Annotated in this window: 19 protein-coding genes; 7 read left to right on the top strand and 12 right to left on the bottom strand. The window is 70.3% G+C overall.

The genetic code is table 11. The features are described from left to right. Nucleotides 1–10 precede the first annotated feature (10 nt). Genes AC4GYY_RS15475 through pgi form a run of 7 tightly spaced genes read right to left on the bottom strand, consistent with a single transcriptional unit; the run spans nt 11 to nt 4,635 of the window. Entirely contained in the window at nt 11–322 is a 312-nt protein-coding gene (locus AC4GYY_RS15475; protein ID WP_491121811.1) for a DUF1905 domain-containing protein, read from the bottom strand. 15 nt (nt 323–337) lie between these two features. Then, nucleotides 338–769: a hypothetical protein gene (locus AC4GYY_RS15470; protein ID WP_491121810.1), complete on the bottom strand. Its 432-nt coding sequence runs from the start codon at nt 767–769 to the stop codon at nt 338–340. Further along, nucleotides 766–2,115, bottom strand: a complete 1,350-nt coding sequence (gene gorA / locus AC4GYY_RS15465) for a glutathione-disulfide reductase (protein ID WP_491121808.1) — start codon at nt 2,113–2,115, stop codon at nt 766–768. Before gorA ends, AC4GYY_RS15470 begins: the two co-directional genes overlap by 4 nt. Next, nucleotides 2,115–2,525, bottom strand: coding sequence for a type II toxin-antitoxin system VapC family toxin (gene vapC / locus AC4GYY_RS15460; RefSeq protein ID WP_491121806.1), 411 nt, complete (start codon nt 2,523–2,525; stop codon nt 2,115–2,117). Before vapC ends, gorA begins: the two co-directional genes overlap by 1 nt. Continuing rightward, a complete protein-coding gene (locus AC4GYY_RS15455; RefSeq protein WP_491121804.1) occupies nt 2,522–2,713 on the bottom strand; it encodes a type II toxin-antitoxin system VapB family antitoxin in 192 nt (63 codons plus the stop codon). The genes vapC and AC4GYY_RS15455 overlap by 4 nt, the downstream gene beginning before the upstream one ends. 54 nt (nt 2,714–2,767) lie before the next feature. After that, the gene (locus AC4GYY_RS15450; protein WP_491121802.1) at nt 2,768–3,145 is read right to left on the bottom strand and encodes a DUF4174 domain-containing protein; all 378 of its coding nucleotides are present in this window, start codon (nt 3,143–3,145) and stop codon (nt 2,768–2,770) included. Then, a complete protein-coding gene (gene pgi, locus AC4GYY_RS15445; protein WP_491121801.1) occupies nt 3,142–4,635 on the bottom strand; it encodes a glucose-6-phosphate isomerase in 1,494 nt (497 codons plus the stop codon). The genes AC4GYY_RS15450 and pgi overlap by 4 nt, the downstream gene beginning before the upstream one ends. Before the next feature lie 97 nt (nt 4,636–4,732). Here pgi and lepB point away from each other — a divergent pair, with 97 nt between their 5' ends. From lepB to era, 3 genes are read left to right on the top strand one after another with little or no spacing between them, the layout of a single operon-like run. Further along, on the top strand, nt 4,733–5,569 hold the full coding sequence (gene lepB / locus AC4GYY_RS15440; RefSeq protein ID WP_491121799.1) for a signal peptidase I: 837 nt from the start codon (nt 4,733–4,735) through the stop codon (nt 5,567–5,569). Continuing rightward, complete coding sequence (gene rnc / locus AC4GYY_RS15435) at nt 5,566–6,276, top strand: ribonuclease III (protein ID WP_491121797.1); 711 nt, start codon at nt 5,566–5,568, stop codon at nt 6,274–6,276. Before lepB ends, rnc begins: the two co-directional genes overlap by 4 nt. Then, on the top strand, nt 6,273–7,163 hold the full coding sequence (gene era / locus AC4GYY_RS15430) for a GTPase Era (RefSeq protein ID WP_491121795.1): 891 nt from the start codon (nt 6,273–6,275) through the stop codon (nt 7,161–7,163). Before rnc ends, era begins: the two co-directional genes overlap by 4 nt. Before the next feature lie 139 nt (nt 7,164–7,302). Here era and AC4GYY_RS15425 read toward each other — a convergent pair whose 3' ends face one another. Then, entirely contained in the window at nt 7,303–7,584 is a 282-nt protein-coding gene (locus tag AC4GYY_RS15425) for an ETC complex I subunit (RefSeq protein ID WP_491121793.1), read from the bottom strand. Between the two features lie 9 nt (nt 7,585–7,593). Next, nucleotides 7,594–10,101, bottom strand: a complete 2,508-nt coding sequence (gene hrpB, locus AC4GYY_RS15420) for an ATP-dependent helicase HrpB (RefSeq protein WP_491121792.1) — start codon at nt 10,099–10,101, stop codon at nt 7,594–7,596. Nucleotides 10,102–10,280: 179 nt separating this feature from the next. Between hrpB and AC4GYY_RS15415 the strand changes: the two genes are divergently transcribed. Beyond that, on the top strand, nt 10,281–11,195 hold the full coding sequence (locus tag AC4GYY_RS15415; protein WP_491121790.1) for a cation diffusion facilitator family transporter: 915 nt from the start codon (nt 10,281–10,283) through the stop codon (nt 11,193–11,195). A gap of 27 nt (nt 11,196–11,222) precedes the next feature. Here AC4GYY_RS15415 and AC4GYY_RS15410 read toward each other — a convergent pair whose 3' ends face one another. Then, the gene (locus AC4GYY_RS15410; RefSeq protein WP_491121788.1) at nt 11,223–12,233 is read right to left on the bottom strand and encodes a polyprenyl synthetase family protein; all 1,011 of its coding nucleotides are present in this window, start codon (nt 12,231–12,233) and stop codon (nt 11,223–11,225) included. Between the two features lie 50 nt (nt 12,234–12,283). Here AC4GYY_RS15410 and AC4GYY_RS15405 point away from each other — a divergent pair, with 50 nt between their 5' ends. Together AC4GYY_RS15405 and AC4GYY_RS15400 are read left to right on the top strand one after the other, a co-directional pair. Next, a complete protein-coding gene (locus AC4GYY_RS15405; RefSeq protein WP_491121786.1) occupies nt 12,284–12,562 on the top strand; it encodes a chorismate mutase in 279 nt (92 codons plus the stop codon). A 193-nt stretch (nt 12,563–12,755) separates the two neighbouring features. After that, nucleotides 12,756–13,190, top strand: a complete 435-nt coding sequence (locus AC4GYY_RS15400) for a hypothetical protein (RefSeq protein ID WP_491121784.1) — start codon at nt 12,756–12,758, stop codon at nt 13,188–13,190. A 94-nt stretch (nt 13,191–13,284) separates the two neighbouring features. Here the strand turns inward: AC4GYY_RS15400 and AC4GYY_RS15395 are convergent, their stop codons facing one another. After that, complete coding sequence (locus AC4GYY_RS15395; protein WP_491121782.1) at nt 13,285–13,890, bottom strand: hypothetical protein; 606 nt, start codon at nt 13,888–13,890, stop codon at nt 13,285–13,287. A gap of 40 nt (nt 13,891–13,930) precedes the next feature. Next, nucleotides 13,931–14,695 carry a competence/damage-inducible protein A gene (locus tag AC4GYY_RS15390; protein WP_491121781.1) on the bottom strand — a complete coding sequence of 255 codons (765 nt, stop codon included), beginning with the start codon at nt 14,693–14,695 and terminating at the stop codon, nt 13,931–13,933. A gap of 50 nt (nt 14,696–14,745) precedes the next feature. Between AC4GYY_RS15390 and map the strand changes: the two genes are divergently transcribed. Beyond that, on the top strand, nt 14,746–15,573 hold the full coding sequence (map, locus tag AC4GYY_RS15385) for a type I methionyl aminopeptidase (protein WP_491121779.1): 828 nt from the start codon (nt 14,746–14,748) through the stop codon (nt 15,571–15,573). The last annotated feature ends 21 nt before the right edge of the window (nt 15,574–15,594 follow it).

Below are 15,594 nucleotides of genomic sequence, written 5' to 3'. Positions count from 1 at the left end.
GCAAGTCGAATCAGCGCGCGCGCACCCGCATCGTCACCGCGACCGGGTCGTCGAGGCCGAGCGCCCCCGCCTCCCGCACGGCCGCCTTGAGCGGAAGCACATAGCCCCCGTCCTTCGGGAACAGCGAGGTCGTGAACGGCACGCCGTTCGCCTTGGCGGCGACCGGGACGCAGCACCAACTGTAGCTCGCCCGTTGCGCAGCGCCGCGGATTGCGGGAACATGGCAATCAGGTACGCCGACGAAAAAGAAGGGCGCCGGGCCGCGCCAAAGAACGACTAGGCCATCGAACGCGACAGGGACGAGCGGCGGCCCGCCAGTCACCTCAGCAACTTAAAGTCAAAACCAGTTTTTGACCTGATCGTCGAATCCCAAATAGGAAACCGCCCATCCCTCGCCAGTATTCACCAAATCGAACTCCCAACGGGTGACCAACTTGGCATGACGAACGAGATAATATTGACGGATGGCCGTGGACCCAAGACGATCGCTCTGAACTAATTCGAAACCCTGCACCGGGCCGTAGGCCTGAAGCGAAGTCAGCGTCTGATTCTTAATCGACGCCATTTCCGCTGTCTTGCCGCTCCACGCCGGGGTCGAGAGCAACTGCTCGACCGCGCCGTCGAGCTTGCCGGCCCGAAGCGCGGTCAGAAAACGGATCACGGGAGCCTCTGCGGCAGAGTCGCGCAGGAGAGGACGGTCGGCCGCCGAGGCGGGACCGGAGACCGCGGCAGCGCCGATCGCGATGGAGATGAGCCAGCGCTTCATCATTTCAACAGCACCAGCTCCTCCGCCATCGTCGGATGGAGCGCGACGGTGGCGTCGAAGTCCGCCTTGGTCAATCCCGCCTTCACGCACACCGCCGCCGCCTGAATGATCTCGGGGCTGTCGGGCCCGATCATGTGGATGCCGAGCACGCGGTCGGTCTCGCCGTCGCACACCATCTTGTAGAGCGCGCGCTCGTCGCGACCGGCGAGGACGTTCTTCATCGCGCGGAAATCAGAGGAATAGACCTTGACCGATCCATATTGCTGCCGCGCCTGGCTCTCGGTCAGCCCGACCGCGGCGATCGGCGGGTGGCTGAACACCGCACTCGGGATGCAATCGTAATCGACGCGGGTCGGCTTGCCGCCGAACAGCGTGTCGGCGAACGCCTGCCCCTCCCGGATCGCGACCGGGGTCAGCTGGATGCGGTCGGTCACGTCGCCGACCGCGTAGATCGACGGGCAGGTCGAGCGGTTGTCCGCATCGACCGTGATCGCGCCCCGCTCGTTCAGTTCGACGCCGGCGCTGTCGAGCCCCAGACCCTTGGTGTTCGGGATGCGCCCGGTCGCGAACATGACGAGATCGACGACGGCGGGCTCGTGCCCGGTCATGGTCACCCTGAAGCAGCCGTCGTCCTGCTTTTCGATCCGTTCGAACGTCGCGTCGAAGCGGAACTCCAGTCCCTTCATCATGCTGATCTGGAGCAGCCGGTCACGAACGGCCAGGTCGTAGCCGCGCAGGATATCCCTGGTCCGGTTCACCAGGATGACGTGCGCGCCGAACTGATGGAAGATGCCGGCGAACTCGTTGGCGATATAGCCCGCCCCCGCGATCAGCACGCGCTTCGGGATCGCGTCGAGGTGGAACGCCTCGTTCGAGGTGATGCCGTGCTCGTGCCCGTCGAACTGCGGAACCTGCGGATGCGCGCCCACCGCGATGAGGATGGTCTTCGCCGTCGTCTTCCGGCCGTCGGCGAGCGTCAGCTCGTTCGGCCCGCTGACGACCGCGCGCTGGTGGATGATCTCGGCCCCCGCATTCTCCAGCGTGTGCGTATAGGCGCCGTTGATCCGGTCGACCTCGGCCAGCACGTTGTCGCGCAGCGTCGGCCAGCTGAAGTCGCACTTGTCGGGCACGTCCCAGCCGAACCGCTTGGCGTCCTTCAGGTCCTCGGCGAAATGCGCGCCGTAGACGAGCAGCTTCTTCGGCACGCAGCCGCGGATCACGCAGGTCCCGCCGACGCGGTATTCCTCCGCCACCGCCACCTTCGCGCCGTGCGCCGCCGCGACCCGCGCCGCGCGGGTGCCGCCGGAGCCAGCGCCGATGACGAAGAGATCGTAGTCGAAATCGGGCATCAATTCACTCCGGGGTCGTCGAGCGCCGAGCGCAGGCCGAGATATTGGACGAAGGGGTCGAAATCGCGATCGCTGTAAAGCAGCGGTATGTCGTCGACGATGCAGCGGGTGGCGATCAGGATGTCGATCGTCTTGCGGACCGTGATGCCGAGTCCGCGAAGGTGGCGGTCGTTGCGCGCGGCGACGATCGCGACTTCGCCTCCCGTGATCTCGAGCACGGGATGCGGCTCAAGTTCGAGCCGGAGCGTCCGGAACTCACGATCCGTCTCGCACCCTTGGAGAACCTCCGTCAGGACGAGGTCGGGGATGATGACTTCGCCGACGGTGATCCCCTCGACCAGGCGAGCGACCTGTCGCGAGGGAACGTCCCTGCAAAAGTCGATCCAAACGCTGGTGTCGACCGCGATCAATCGCGCCGCATCTCGTCAAGGTCGCCGACCCAGTTGATCTTGCCGCGCAGCCTGAGAATGCCGCGCTGTCGATCGAGCTTGACGAACGAACGCAGAGCCTCCTCGACGACCTCGCGCTTCGTCTTGGCTCCGCTGACCGCCATCGCCTCGGCCATCAAGGCATCGTCGATCTCGATATTGGTGCGCATGTGTATAACTCCGGGTCGGCATACACATAAGCGCGCTAGGCCGTGAACGCCACCCTACCGCTCGCCCGCGCGCCGCATCGGCATCGCGTCGATCCGGCCTTGCAGCGTCTCGGCGAGCACCGGCTCGCGCGAGCGGAAGGCGACGCGGCCGTCCTTGCCGATCAGCGCCACGGCGAAGCGGCGTGGGTCGAGGCCGAGACGGCGGCGGATCGCGGCGGCGTCCTCGCGCGCGCCGCGGACTGTCGCTCCGATCACCTCGACCACCGTCACGTCGCGATCCGCCGCGCCCTCGCGCCAGCCGGACAGCGCATTCCGCTGCGCGGCGAGCATGGGGTCGGCGGCGACGGGCGCGCTGACCACCAGCACACGGCGCTCCCAGCGCATCTCGGCGATCGTCTGCGCCGCCAGCGCGATCGCCGCCGCCGCGATCACGCCAGCCCGGCGCGCGCGATCAGGTCGGTCGTCGACGGATCGAACTCGCCGCCGCCCTTGGCCGCGGCCTTCGCCATTTCCTTCCCCAGCTCGACCCCGAACTGATCGAACGAGTTGATGCCGAGCAGCACACCGCTGACGAACACGCGGTGCTCGTAGAAGGCGATCAGCGCGCCCAGCGTCCGCGCGTCGAGCGTGTCGAGCAGCAAGGTCGAAGACGGCCGGTCGCCCGGATAGGCGCGCGCGGGATCATCGGGGTTGGCCTTCCCCTTCATCAGCGCCGCGCCCTGCGCGAAGGCGTTGAGCAGCAGCATCCGGTGATGCTCCTCGGGCAAGGTGTCGCCCGGCTCGATCACCGCGAGGAACTCGACCGGAACCAGATGCGTCCCCTGGTGGAGCAGCTGGAACACCGCATGCTGCGCGTCGGTGCCGACGCCGCCCCAGGTGATCGGCGAGGTCGGTCGCCCGACCGGCTCGCCGTCGACCGTCACGCCCTTGCCGTTGGACTCCATCTCCAGCTGCTGGAGGTAGCTCGGCAGCAGCCGCAGCCGCTCGTCATAGGCGAAGGGCGCGCGGGTCTCCGCCTTGCGGACCTGGGTGTAGTAGAGGTCGGCGAACGCCGCGAGCGCGGGCGCGTTCTCGTGCAGCGCGGCGAGGCGGAAATGCCGGTCCATCTCCGCCGCTCCCTCCAGCAGCTCCTCGAACTGTTCCCAGCCCAGCTTGACCGCCGCCGGGAAGCCGATCGACGACCACAAGGAATAGCGCCCGCCGACGCCCTCGTTGAACCCCAGCACCCGCGTCTCGTCGACCCCCCACTCGACCGCCTTGTCGGTTGCGGCGGTCAGCGCGATGACGCGGCCATAGGGGTCTTCGACCCCGTGCTCGGTCATCCAGCCGATGACGCTCTCGGCGTTCATCATCGTCTCGGTCGTGGTGAAGGTCTTGGACGCGACCACCAGCAAGGTCGCCGCCGGATCGAAGCGCGCGAACACGTCCTCCAGCGCCACCCCGTCGACGTTGGAGACGATCGCCACCTCGTAGCGGTCGTGATCGCGCCCGAGCGCATCGACCAGCAAGTGCGGGCCGAGCGCGGAGCCGCCGATCCCGACATGGATCACCTGGCTGATGGGGCCGAACGCATCCGCCGCGATCGCGTCGATCACCGCGCGCATCTTGGCATGATACTCCGCCGCGCGCTTGACGCTCTCGGCATTGCCCTCGCCGCGCTCCGCGGTGTGCTCGACCGGGCGGTCCTCGGTGACGTTGACGTGTGCGCCCGCGAACATCTGCTCGCGCTTGCCGGCGAGGTCCTGCGCCTTCGCCAGCCGCTCGAACGCGGCCACCGCCTCCGGCGTCAGATGCGTCTTCGACCAGTCGAAATGGATCCCGGCGACATCGAGCGTGAACTTCGACAGGCGCTCCGCGTCATCCGCGAACAGCTGCTCCAGCCGCACCAGCGGCAGCCCCTCGATCTCCGACCAGTCCGCCATGTCCGTCCCTCCGATATCGTCGCGCGCCAAGCGCAGGGGCGCCGCGATCGTTCCCACGGCTTGACGCGCGCGCGGGGCTGGGCGACGCGCTTCGCCCATGGCCAAAAGCAAGCCCGCCGCCAAGCGCTCAGAGCCCCGCGACACGATCGTCTTCCTCGTGAAGCTGGCGATCGTGGTGTTCGTCTTCCGCAGCTTCGTGCTGGCGCCCTTCTCGATCCCGTCCGAATCGATGCTGCCCCGGCTGCTGATCGGCGATTACCTGTTCGTCTCGAAGTGGAACTACGGCTATTCGCGGTGGTCGCTGCCGTTCGGCTTTCCGCCGATCGACTGGCGCGTCGGCTGGGGCACGCCGGAGCGCGGCGACACGGTCGTGTTCCGCGGCCCCGAGGGCGAGGACCACGACGTCATCAAGCGCGTCATCGGCCTGCCCGGCGACACGATCCAGATGCGCCACGGGCAGGTGATCCTCAACGGCCGCCCGATCCCCAAGCAGCGCGTTGCGGACTTCATCCTCCCGCTCACCCCCAATTTCGACGCGACCAAGTGCGAGGCGCAGTTCCAGGCGTCCGACGCGACCGGCGCCGCGATCTGCCGCTACCCCCGCTTCCGCGAGACGCTGCCGGGCGGGCGCAGCTACGAAGTACTCGATCAGCGGGACATTCCCGGCGTCGACGACACCGGCGTCTATCAGGTGCCGAAGGGCACGGTGTTCCTGATGGGCGACAATCGCGACGATTCGGCCGACAGCCGCTTCCCCGCCCCGATCGACGCGATGCCGGGGCAGTCGCCCGGCATGGGCTATATCCCGCTCGACCATATCGAGGGACGCGCGCTCGTGGGCTTCTGGTCGACCGACGGCAGCGCCAATTGGGTCCTGCCCTGGACCTGGGCGACCGCCGCGCGCTGGAGCCGGGTCGGCCAGGGCTTCCCGTGACCGCGCTTGCCGCATGGGTGGAGGTGACGTTCGCCCACACACCGCGCGATCCCGAATTGTTCGTGCAGGCGGTGACCCACGCCAGCCGCGGCGGCGAGACGAGCTACGAACGGCTGGAGTTCCTGGGCGACCGCGTCCTCGGCCTCAGCATGGCCGAATGGCTGTTCGAACGGTTTCCGAACGAGCCGGAGGGGGTGCTCAGCCGCCGGCTCCATACCCTGGTGTCGGGCGCGACCTGCGCCGAGATCGGCCGGGAGATCGGCGCCGCCGATCACGTCCGCGTCGACAAGGGGGCCAAGGCGACCATCCGCGACGGCGACAGCGTGCTCGGCGATGTCGTCGAGGCGCTGCTCGGCGCCGTCTATCTCGAGGCGGGATACGACGCGGCCCGCGCATGGGTCCGCAAGCGCTGGGCGGACCGGATCGCCGGCGACGAGACCGCGCGCAAGCATCCCAAGGCCGCGCTCCAAGAATGGGCGCTTGCCCGCAACCTCGGCCTGCCGGCCTATGCCTCGCTCGGCGAGACCGGGCCTGACCACCTCCCGAACCATGCTGTCTCCGTTCGCGTCGGCGAGCATCGCGCGGAAGGACGCGCGCCGACCAAGCGGGAGGCGGAGACGATCGCCGCCGGCATCCTGCTCGACGCGCTGAATGCGATCGAACCCAAGCGCAAGAAACCGCGCGCCAGCACACGGATCCGGAAATGACCCATTGCGGCCTCGTCGCCGTCCTCGGCGCTCCCAACGCGGGCAAGTCGACCCTCGTCAATGCGCTCGTCGGGCAGAAGGTCGCGATCGTGTCGCCCAAGGCGCAGACGACGCGCGCGCGGCTGCTCGGGGTGGCGATCGAGGGCGAGACGCAGCTGCTCCTCGTCGACACGCCCGGCATCTTCGAGCCGCAGCGACGGCTCGACCGCGCGATGGTCGCCGCCGCCTGGGGCGGGACCGAAGGCGCCGACCTGCTCGCGCTGGTGGTCGACGGCAAGGGTGGGATCGGCCCCAAGGTCACCGCGGTCGCCGAGGCGCTGGCACACCGCCCCGAGCCCAAGTACCTCGTGCTCAACAAGGTCGACCTCGCCGACAAGCCCAAGCTGCTGCTCCACGCCGAGAGATTGAATGCGCTCGTCCCGTTCGCCGAGACCTTCTTCGTCAGCGCCGCGACCGGCGACGGCCTGCCCGAGCTCAAGCGCGCCTTCGCGGCGGCGATGCCCGAGGGGCCGTGGCATTATCCGGAAGACCAGGTCTCCGACGCGACCGAGCGCGCGCTGGCGGCGGAGGTGACGCGCGAGCAGCTCTACCTCCAGCTCCACGCCGAACTCCCCTATTCGGCGATCGTCGAGACCGAGACGTTCGAGGACCGCGCCGACGGTTCGGCGGAGATCCACCAGCAGATTCTGGTCGAACGCGCGAGCCAGCGCGCGATCGTGCTCGGCAAGGGCGGCCAGCGCATCCGCGAGATCGGCGCGCGCGCGCGCGCCGAGCTGACGGCGCTATGGGATCGGCCGGTCCATCTCTACCTTCACGTCAAGGTCAAGCCGGGCTGGGACGAGGACCGCGAGGTCTACCGCGACATCGGGCTGGACTGGGTGGAGTAAAGACCAATACCTCCCCGGGCCGGGGAGGGGGACCATGAGCATTCAGCGAATGGTGGAGGGGCAGACCAAAGCGGTGGCGCCTGTGGCTGCCCCACCCGCGCCATCCGGCGCTCCTCCCCCTTTCCGGGGAGGCAAAGTGCTACCGGAAATTGTCCGCGTAAGCCTGCAACTTCAGCTTGCGCTCGGGCGCCGGCGTTACGGTGTACGCGATCCCCTCGCGCTCCGCATACGCCACCGCCGCCTCCATCGTCGGGAAGCGCAGCTTCACCTGCGCGCGGGTGTCGCCCGATCCGGCCCAGCCGGTCAGCGGATCGGGCCGTTGCCCTTCGGGAGCCTCGAACTCGAGCTGCCAGCGGTCGGTCGCGAACTTGCCCGATTGCATGGCGTTCTTCGGGCGCTGGAAGATGCGGGCGGTGGTCATGACGCGCCCTTAGCGCGATCCGTTCGCCCGCGCATCGGCATTTTTGGTGCGCAGCGTCGCGTTGGCGGACGCCGGATCGTCGGGCCAGGGATGCCTCGGGTACCGCCCTCGCATCTCCTTGGCGACGGCCGCCCAGCTCCCCGCCCAGAAGCCCGGCAGGTCGCGCGTGGTCTGGATCGGCCGCCCCGCCGGCGAGGTGAGCGACAACACCAGCGGCGTCCCGTCGCCGAGCGTCGGATGCGTGGCCAGCCCGAACAGCGCCTGCGGCCGCAGCTCGACGGCCGGCCCTCCCTCGGCGGCATAGTCGATCGCGTGGCTCGACCCGGCGGGGCTCTCGAACCGCGCGGGCGCGCGCCGGTTCAGCTCGGTCCGCGCTGTCCAGTCGAGCCGACCGTCGAGCGCGCCGTGCAGTGCGCCCTCTCCGATCGCGTCGAGCCGGCGCTTGCCCTCGAGCAGCGCCGGCAGCCAGGTGTCGAGCTCGGCGGCCAGCGCCTCGTCCGAGAGCGCCGCGATCCCGGCATAGGCGGCGCGCGTGCGCAGCGCCGCCGATCCCGCGCCCCACGGCAGCAGCGCGAGGCCGTGCGCCCGCACGCCCTCGAGCAGCGCGGCGGCGATCTCCGCCGGATCGGCGGCGCTGTCCGGGCCGCTCGACAGCCGAAGCGAGCCCAGCCGCCGCTCGCGCAACGTCGTCACGCCGCCGCTCGCGGGATCGAAGGCGACCGTCCGGCGCGTCTCGATCCGGTCGGCGAACAGCGTCTCGACCGTCTCGCGGTCGATCGCCGCCGCGGAGAGGATGCGCGCGCCCGCCGCCGCCCCCTGCGTCTCGGCGACCGCCAGCCATTCCTCGCGCGCGAGGCTCGACGCCGGATCGAGCCGGAACCCGCGCCCGCCGGCGGAGGCCCAGGTCTCGCCCGAAGCATCGCGGCGCCGCGCGATGCGATCGGGATAGGCGAGCGCGATGGACACCGCCGCTCCCCTCCCGCGTGCGGCAGGGGTCGGGACAGGGCCTGGGCGATCGGCGACCACCGTACGATCGCGCGTCTCCCCTTCCCCGATCGCTCTCGCGCGCGGGAGGGAAGAAGCAAGGTTCGCCCACCGCCGCGCCAACCCTCGCGCCGCCTCCGCCTTCGCCCCGCGCTCCCCCCGCCAGCGCCGCAGCCTCAGTTCGAGATCGACGTCGGCGCCGCCCAGCCCGCGCTCGCCGAGCAGCACCGCGACCTCCGCCGCCTCGCGCGCCAGCCCGATCTTGCCTGCGCGGACCAGCATGTGCGCCAGTCGCGGCGGCATCGGCAGCGCCGCGAGCGCGCGGCCGTGCGCGGTCGGCCGCCCATCCGCATCGAGCGCCGCCAGCGTCGCCAGCCTTGCCCGCGCCTCCGCGACCGCGGCCTCCGGTGGCGGGTCGATCCAGCGCAACTCGCGCGGATCGGCGACGCCCCAGATCGCGCTCGCCAGCACCAAAGCCGACAGGTCCGCCTCCAGGATCTCGGGCGGATCGAAGCGCGGCAGACCCGCGGTCCCCGCCTCCTCCCACAGCCGATAGGCAATCCCCGGCCCCTGCCGCGCCGCGCGTCCCGCACGCTGGGTCGCCGCCGCCTGGCTCGCGCGCTCGGTGACGAGCCGGGTCATCCCCGCTCCGCGATCGTAGCGCGGCCGCCGCGCTAGGCCGCTGTCGACGACCACGCGCACGCCGTCGATCGTCAGGCTCGTCTCGGCGATGCTCGTCGCGAGCACCAGCTTGCGTCCCGCCTCGGGCGCGATCGCCGCGCGCTGCGCCGCCGGGTCGAGCGAGCCGTGCAGCTTGTGGAGCGACACGCCCGGCACCTCGGCCAGTCGTTCCGCCGTCCGCTCGATCTCGGCGACACCGGGCAGGAAGGCGAGCACCCCGCCGGTCTCCTCCGCCAGCGCCTGCCGCACCGCGCGCGCCATGTCGTCCTCGATCCGCTCCGCCGAGCGACCGATGTGGCGCAGCGTCAGCGGATACGAGCGCCCTTCGCTCTCGATCACCGGCGCGTCCCCCATCAGCGCCGCGAAGCGCGCACCGTCGAGCGTCGCCGACATCGCCACCACCCGCAGGTCCTCGCGCAAGCCTCCTTGCGCGTCGAGCGCCAGCGCCAGCCCGAAATCGCCGTCGAGGCTGCGCTCGTGCACCTCGTCGAACAGCACCGCGGACACGCCCGCCAGCTCCGGATCGGCCTGGATGCGGTTCACGAAGATGCCCTCGGTCACCACCGTCACCCGCGTCGCGGCCGAGCGCTTGACGTCCAGCCGCGTCGCATAGCCGAAGGTCCGCCCGACCGGCTCGTTCGCCTGTCCCGCCATCCGCTCCGCCGCCGCCCGCGCCGCGATCCGACGCGGCGACAGCAAAAGGATCTCGCCCCGGCACCAGCGCTCGCCGAGCAGCGCCGGGGCGACCGCCGTCGTCTTCCCCGCCCCCGGCGGCGCCACGAGAACGGCGTTCGCGCCGGAGCGCAGCGCGGCGAGCAGATCGGGAAGGACGGCGTGGACCGGAAGAGTCATCGAGCCTCGATCCCTACCCCACCGTTCGTGTCGAGCGAAGTCGAGACACCTTGATGCCCGTGGTAGCCGGGCCCTCGACGATGCTCGGGACGAGCGGAGGTGGCGGCCCCGTTCGTGTCGGACGGAACACGGCCCCATGCGCTAGCATCACACGCCCGCCCGGTGGTAGCGCGCCGACGATGGGCGCGCACCACCACCACGATCATGGCCATTCGCACGAGCACGGTCATGCACCGGCGACCTTCGACCGTGCGTTCGCCATCGGCATCGCGCTCAACCTGGCCTTCGTCGTGCTGGAGGCGGCGTTCGGGTTCTGGGCGAACTCGGTCGCGCTGCTCGCCGACGCCGGGCACAACCTCTCCGACGTGCTCGGGCTCGCGATCGCCTGGGGCGGCGCGGCGCTGGCGCGGTCGGCCCCGTCGAAGCGCTTCACCTACGGCCTGAAAAGCTCGACGATCCTGGCGGCGCTCGCCAATGCGCTGCTGCTCCTCGTCGCGATCGGCGCGATCGCGCTGGAGGCGGTCCAGCGCTTCGCCGCCCCCGCGCCGGTCGCGGGTGACACGATCGCGGCGGTGGCGGCGGCGGGGATCGTCGTCAACGGCCTGACCGCCTTGCTGTTCGCGCGCGGTCGCCACGGCGACGTCAACATTCGCGGCGCCTTCCTCCACATGGCGTCTGACGCGGTGGTGTCCGCAGGCGTGGTCGTCGCCGGCCTCGCGATCGCCGCGACCGGCGCGGGCTGGATCGATCCGACGATCAGCCTGGTCATCGCGGCGCTGATCTTCTGGCAGACCTGGGGGCTGCTGCGCGAGACGGTGGAGATGAGCCTCAACGCCGTCCCGCGCGCGATCGACTATGACGCGGTCGAGGCCGCGCTCGCCGATCTGCCCGGGGTCGCGCGCATCCACGATCTCCACATCTGGCCGATGTCGACCACCGAGCCGGTGCTGACCGCGCACCTCGAAATGCCCGCCGGGCCCCCCGGCGATGCCTTCCTCGCCGACGCGCAGGACATGCTGCACCACCGCTTCGGCATCGGCCACGCGACGCTGCAGGTGGAGTACGGCGCCTGCGGGGTCAGGCACGCGCATTGATCGCAGTCCTCCCCGGCACGGGGAGGACTAGTAGCTCCGGCTCACCGCGAACTCGACCGCCTCGATCATCGTATCCTTCGCCGCGCTCGCGCCGAACACGCCGAGCGCGTCGATCGCACGCTGGCCGTAGTGCCGGGCGCGCGCCCGCGTATCCTCGGCCGCGCGGGTCTCGCCCACCAGCCGAATCGCCTCCGCCAGGTCCGCGTCCGACGACCGCCGCCCCTCGATCGCGTCGCGCCAGAACTGGCGGTCCGCGTCGCGCCCGCGCGCATGCGCCAGGATCACCGGCAGCGTCACCTTGCCCTCGCGGAAGTCGTCGCCCGCGTCCTTCCCCATCACGCCCGCGTCCGAGGTATAGTCGATCGCGTCGTCGACCATCTGGAACGCGATGCCCAGGTTGCGCCCATAAGCGTCCAGGGCCGCCTCCTCCGCCTCGGGCCGCTCCGCCACCACGGCTGCGATCCGGCAGGCGGCGGCGAACAGCTCGGCGGTCTTGGCGTTGATGATCTGGAGGTATTTGTCCTCCCCCGTGTCGATCCGCCGCGCCGCGGAGAGCTGGTGCACCTCCCCTTCCGCGATGACCGCCGAGGCATGGCTCAGGATCTTGAGCACCTTGAGGCTGCCGTCCTCGACCATCAGCTCGAACGATCGGCTGAACAGGAAGTCGCCGACCAGCACGCTCGCCGGATTGCCCCAGATCAGGTTGGCCGCGCGCTTGCCGCGGCGCAGGTCGCTGCCGTCGACCACGTCGTCGTGGAGCAATGTCGCCGTGTGGATGAACTCCACCGCCGCCGCCAGCCGGTGGTGGCGCGTGCCGGTATAGCCGATCGCCCGCGCGCTCGCGAGCGTCAGCATCGGCCGCATCCGCTTGCCCCCGCCCGCGATCAGATGCCCGGCGAGCGTCGGGATCAGCGGGATCTCCGACTGCATTCGGTCGAGGATCGCGGCGTTGACCAGGTTCATGTCAGCGGCGACCAGCGCGACCATCGGGTCGAGCGAGGGCTGCGCGCGAGCGAGGCGGTGGACGGTGGCGCTCATGTGCGGGCCGCTCTAGGAGCGAGGCGCGCAGGGAGCAACAGGAGGGGTTGATGCCGGACGAGGTGCTGACGGGCTATCGCAAGAGCATCGACAACATCGACGCGGCGCTGGTCCGCCTGCTCGCCGAGCGCTTCAAGATCACCCAGGCGGTCGGCCGCTACAAGGCCAAGGCCGGGCTGCCCCCGGCGGACCCGGGCCGCGAGGACGCCCAGATCGCACGACTGCGCGCGCTCGCCGAGGAGGCCGAACTCGACCCGGAGTTCGGCGAGAAGTTCCTGCGCTTCATCATCGACGAGGTGATCCGCCATCATGAACGATGGCTGGGGTGAGTCCGTCCGCCGCAAGCGCGATCCAGGAGCCGGAGCCGAATCGCGACCGCGTGCGTCCAGCTGAGCGCCGCCTTCGTAGGCGGCAATCCTCGGCGACGCTGAGCTGAACCCGCTTCACACCGCTCCGACGACGGCCGGCACACGAGTGCGAAGCGCTGTCCTACAGCCCCCCATCTGCGTCATACCCTCGCGGATGATCGACTCGCCCCACCTCGACGACGACCCTTTCGTCTTCACCCCTGTCCCCACCGCGTCATCCCGGCACGACGGCTGGACCGCCGAGCGCCAGCGCGCGTTCATCGCGGCGCTGGCCGAACATGGCGGCGTCGCGGCGGCGGCGCGCTCGGTCGGAATGACGCCGCAGAGCGCACGCAAGCTGCGGCTCCGCCCCAACGCGGAGGGTTTCGCGCGCGCCTGGGATGCGGCGGTCGAGGAAGGGAGGGACCGCGCCCGCGACGAGGCGCTGCGCCGCGGGCGCGACGGCGTGCTCATCCCCGTCACCTACGCCGGCAGGGTCATCGGTCAGCGTCGCCGCTTCGACAACCGCCTGCTGTTCGCCGCCTGCTACGGCGAGCCCCCGTCGCGCTACGAGCGCGACCGAGCCAAGACGCGCCGTCACGAGCGCTGAGAGATGCGCGAATGCGGCGTTTTCCCGGAAACTTCGGAAACTTCGGAGTCCCGAACACCGTCGCGAAAGTGTTCCTGGGGTGGCCTCCGGCCCCTCACCGCCGCTCGACCGAGACCGAGAACTTGGGCGTCAGCGCGCAGTCGGCGGGCGCCGGGCCATAGGCCGCGCGGTCCAGGCACCAGGCCGCGCTCGCGAAGTTCGTCGCGATGGCGGCGCGGACGATGCCGTTGTCGCGCATCGACGCATCCACGCCGCCGCCCTTCATCGCGGTGGTGATGTCGCGGTCGAACAGCACCTGACCCGTGTCGGCGCGCGCGAGGCGATAGTGGAAGGTCACCGAGGCGGTGTTGTGGGTGCCGATGTGGAACGGCGTCCGGCTGCCGACCCAGGTCACGGCGAGCCGCTTGCGCCCCCCGGACTCGGCCAGCAGGTTCATCCGCCGCAGCGTCTCGCGCAACCCGTCGTTGACACTGCTCCGCTTCGCCGCGGCGATCCAGTTGAGCGCCGAGCTCTTGATCGTCGGCGGCAGCCCCGCGATCTCGCCGACCTCGACGTCGTGGTACAATGCATGGCCGATCGCGACGGGGGCCGGCGTCTCCGGCGCGAACGGCAGGCCAATGGCGACGAGCGCGATCTCTCCCGGATCGGCAACGGCAGGCGCGGCGATCAAGACCGCGGCGGCGAGGACGGGCAAGCGCATGGCCGTGCCCGTGCCACGCCGTTCCTCACCAGCCGGTTACTCAGATCCCGTCCGCGACCACCTGATACCCCGCGGTCTCCAGCGCGGACCGCAGGTCGGCCAGGCACGCCTCGGCCAGCGCCCCGTCGGGCGAGCGCACGACGAAGTTCGCCCCCACCCGGCCCTCGCGGAAGAACGGATAGCTGCCGATCGTCACCTCGCCCGTGGCCGCGAAGCGCTTCTCGGTATCCCGCAGCAGGTCCGCGACCTCGCTCTCGGCCACCCAGCAGCCGATCGTCCGCGACACCACCGGCCGTCCGCCCTCGAGCGTCCCGGTCAGCGCGTCGAGCATCCCGGCGGTGATGTGCGGCACCCCGGCCATGATGAAGACGTTGCCGATGCGGATACCGGGCGCGCCCGACAGCCGGTTCTCGATCAGCTCGGCCCCCGCGGGCACCCGCGCCATCCTCAACCGAGCCTCCGTCGCCCCGCCGCGGGTGGCGTAGTAACGCTCCAGCGTCGCCACCGCCTGCGGATGATGGACGACCCCGACCCCCAGCGCCGCGGCGATCGCGTCGACGGTGATGTCGTCGTGGGTCGGGCCGATCCCGCCGGTGGTGAACAGGTAATCGTTCCTGGCCCGCAGCGTGTTGACCGCCTCGACGATCGCCTCCTGCCGGTCGGGCACCACCCGCACCTCGGCCAGCCGGATGCCCTGCACCCCCAGCCAGGCGGCGACCTGGGCGATGTTCTTGTCCTGCGTTCGACCGGAGAGGATCTCGTCCCCGATCACCACCAGCGCCGCGGTCCAGATGCGTTCACTCATCCGTTCGACTTAGCCTCGCATCGGCCGACCCGTCACGCTATATCGGCAGGATGACCGATTATGTGACGATGACCTCGGATGCGCCGATGACGCGCAACGGCGCGATCAAGCTCCACGGCGCGGACGCCTTCGCCGGGATGCGCGCCGCCGGGCGGCTCTGCGCAGAGACGCTGGACATGCTCGTGCCGCACATGGTCCCCGGCGTCACCACCGCCGAGATCGACCGGCTGGTGTTCGAGTTCATCAAGCTGAACGGCGGCATCCCGGCGACGCTCGGCTATCGCGGCTACGGTTATTCATGCTGCATCTCGATCAACCACGTCGTCTGCCACGGCATTCCCAGCGACAAGCCGTTCAAGTCGGGCGACATCGTCAACGTCGACGTCACCCCGATCGTCGACGGCTGGCACGGCGATTCGAGTCGGATGTATCTGATCGGCGACGTGCCCTTGAAGGCGCGGCGGCTGGTCGACGTCACCTACGAATGCCTGATGCTCGGCATCGAGCAGGCGCGGCCGGGCGCGCGGATGGGCGACGTCGCCCACGCGATCCAGACGCATGCCGAGGCGCACCGCTACGGCGTGGTCCGGGACTTTTGCGGCCACGGCGTCGGCCGGCTGTTCCACGACGCGCCGGAGGTGGTCCACGTCGGCAAGCCGGGAACCGGGCCGGAGCTGCGGCCGGGGATGATCTTCACGATCGAACCGATGATCAACATCGGCCGCGCCGACGTGAAGCTGCTCGACGACGGCTGGACGGCGGTGACACGCGACCGCTCGCTGTCGGCGCAGTTCGAACATTCGGTGGGGATCACGCAGGACGGGTGCGAGGTCTTCACGCTCTCGCCGAAAGGCTATGCCGCGCCGCCGTACGTGTGAGGGCTCTGCCGCCTCCCGGTA

The organism is Sphingomonas sp. SP6 (assembly GCF_058313435.1).
The sequence above is the reverse complement of the archived record's forward strand: the minus strand, read 5'-3'. Positions and strand labels throughout refer to the sequence as shown.

Bases quoted from the DNA above. Each gene is read 5' to 3' on its own strand.
- AC4GYY_RS15415 (WP_491121790.1), top strand. From the start codon at position 10,281: ATGGGCGCGCACCACCACCACGATCATGGCCATTCGCACGAGCACGGT.
- hrpB (WP_491121792.1), bottom strand. From the start codon at position 10,101: ATGACTCTTCCGGTCCACGCCGTCCTTCCCGATCTGCTCGCCGCGCTG.
- lepB (WP_491121799.1), top strand. From the start codon at position 4,733: ATGGCCAAAAGCAAGCCCGCCGCCAAGCGCTCAGAGCCCCGCGACACG.
- AC4GYY_RS15425 (WP_491121793.1), bottom strand. From the start codon at position 7,584: ATGACCACCGCCCGCATCTTCCAGCGCCCGAAGAACGCCATGCAATCG.
- AC4GYY_RS15455 (WP_491121804.1), bottom strand. From the start codon at position 2,713: ATGCGCACCAATATCGAGATCGACGATGCCTTGATGGCCGAGGCGATG.
- map (WP_491121779.1), top strand. From the start codon at position 14,746: ATGACCGATTATGTGACGATGACCTCGGATGCGCCGATGACGCGCAAC.
- era (WP_491121795.1), top strand. From the start codon at position 6,273: ATGACCCATTGCGGCCTCGTCGCCGTCCTCGGCGCTCCCAACGCGGGC.
- AC4GYY_RS15470 (WP_491121810.1), bottom strand. From the start codon at position 769: ATGATGAAGCGCTGGCTCATCTCCATCGCGATCGGCGCTGCCGCGGTC.
- AC4GYY_RS15400 (WP_491121784.1), top strand. From the start codon at position 12,756: ATGATCGACTCGCCCCACCTCGACGACGACCCTTTCGTCTTCACCCCT.
- AC4GYY_RS15390 (WP_491121781.1), bottom strand. From the start codon at position 14,695: ATGAGTGAACGCATCTGGACCGCGGCGCTGGTGGTGATCGGGGACGAG.
- AC4GYY_RS15410 (WP_491121788.1), bottom strand. From the start codon at position 12,233: ATGAGCGCCACCGTCCACCGCCTCGCTCGCGCGCAGCCCTCGCTCGAC.
- AC4GYY_RS15405 (WP_491121786.1), top strand. From the start codon at position 12,284: ATGCCGGACGAGGTGCTGACGGGCTATCGCAAGAGCATCGACAACATC.
- AC4GYY_RS15395 (WP_491121782.1), bottom strand. From the start codon at position 13,890: ATGCGCTTGCCCGTCCTCGCCGCCGCGGTCTTGATCGCCGCGCCTGCC.
- gorA (WP_491121808.1), bottom strand. From the start codon at position 2,115: ATGCCCGATTTCGACTACGATCTCTTCGTCATCGGCGCTGGCTCCGGC.
- pgi (WP_491121801.1), bottom strand. From the start codon at position 4,635: ATGGCGGACTGGTCGGAGATCGAGGGGCTGCCGCTGGTGCGGCTGGAG.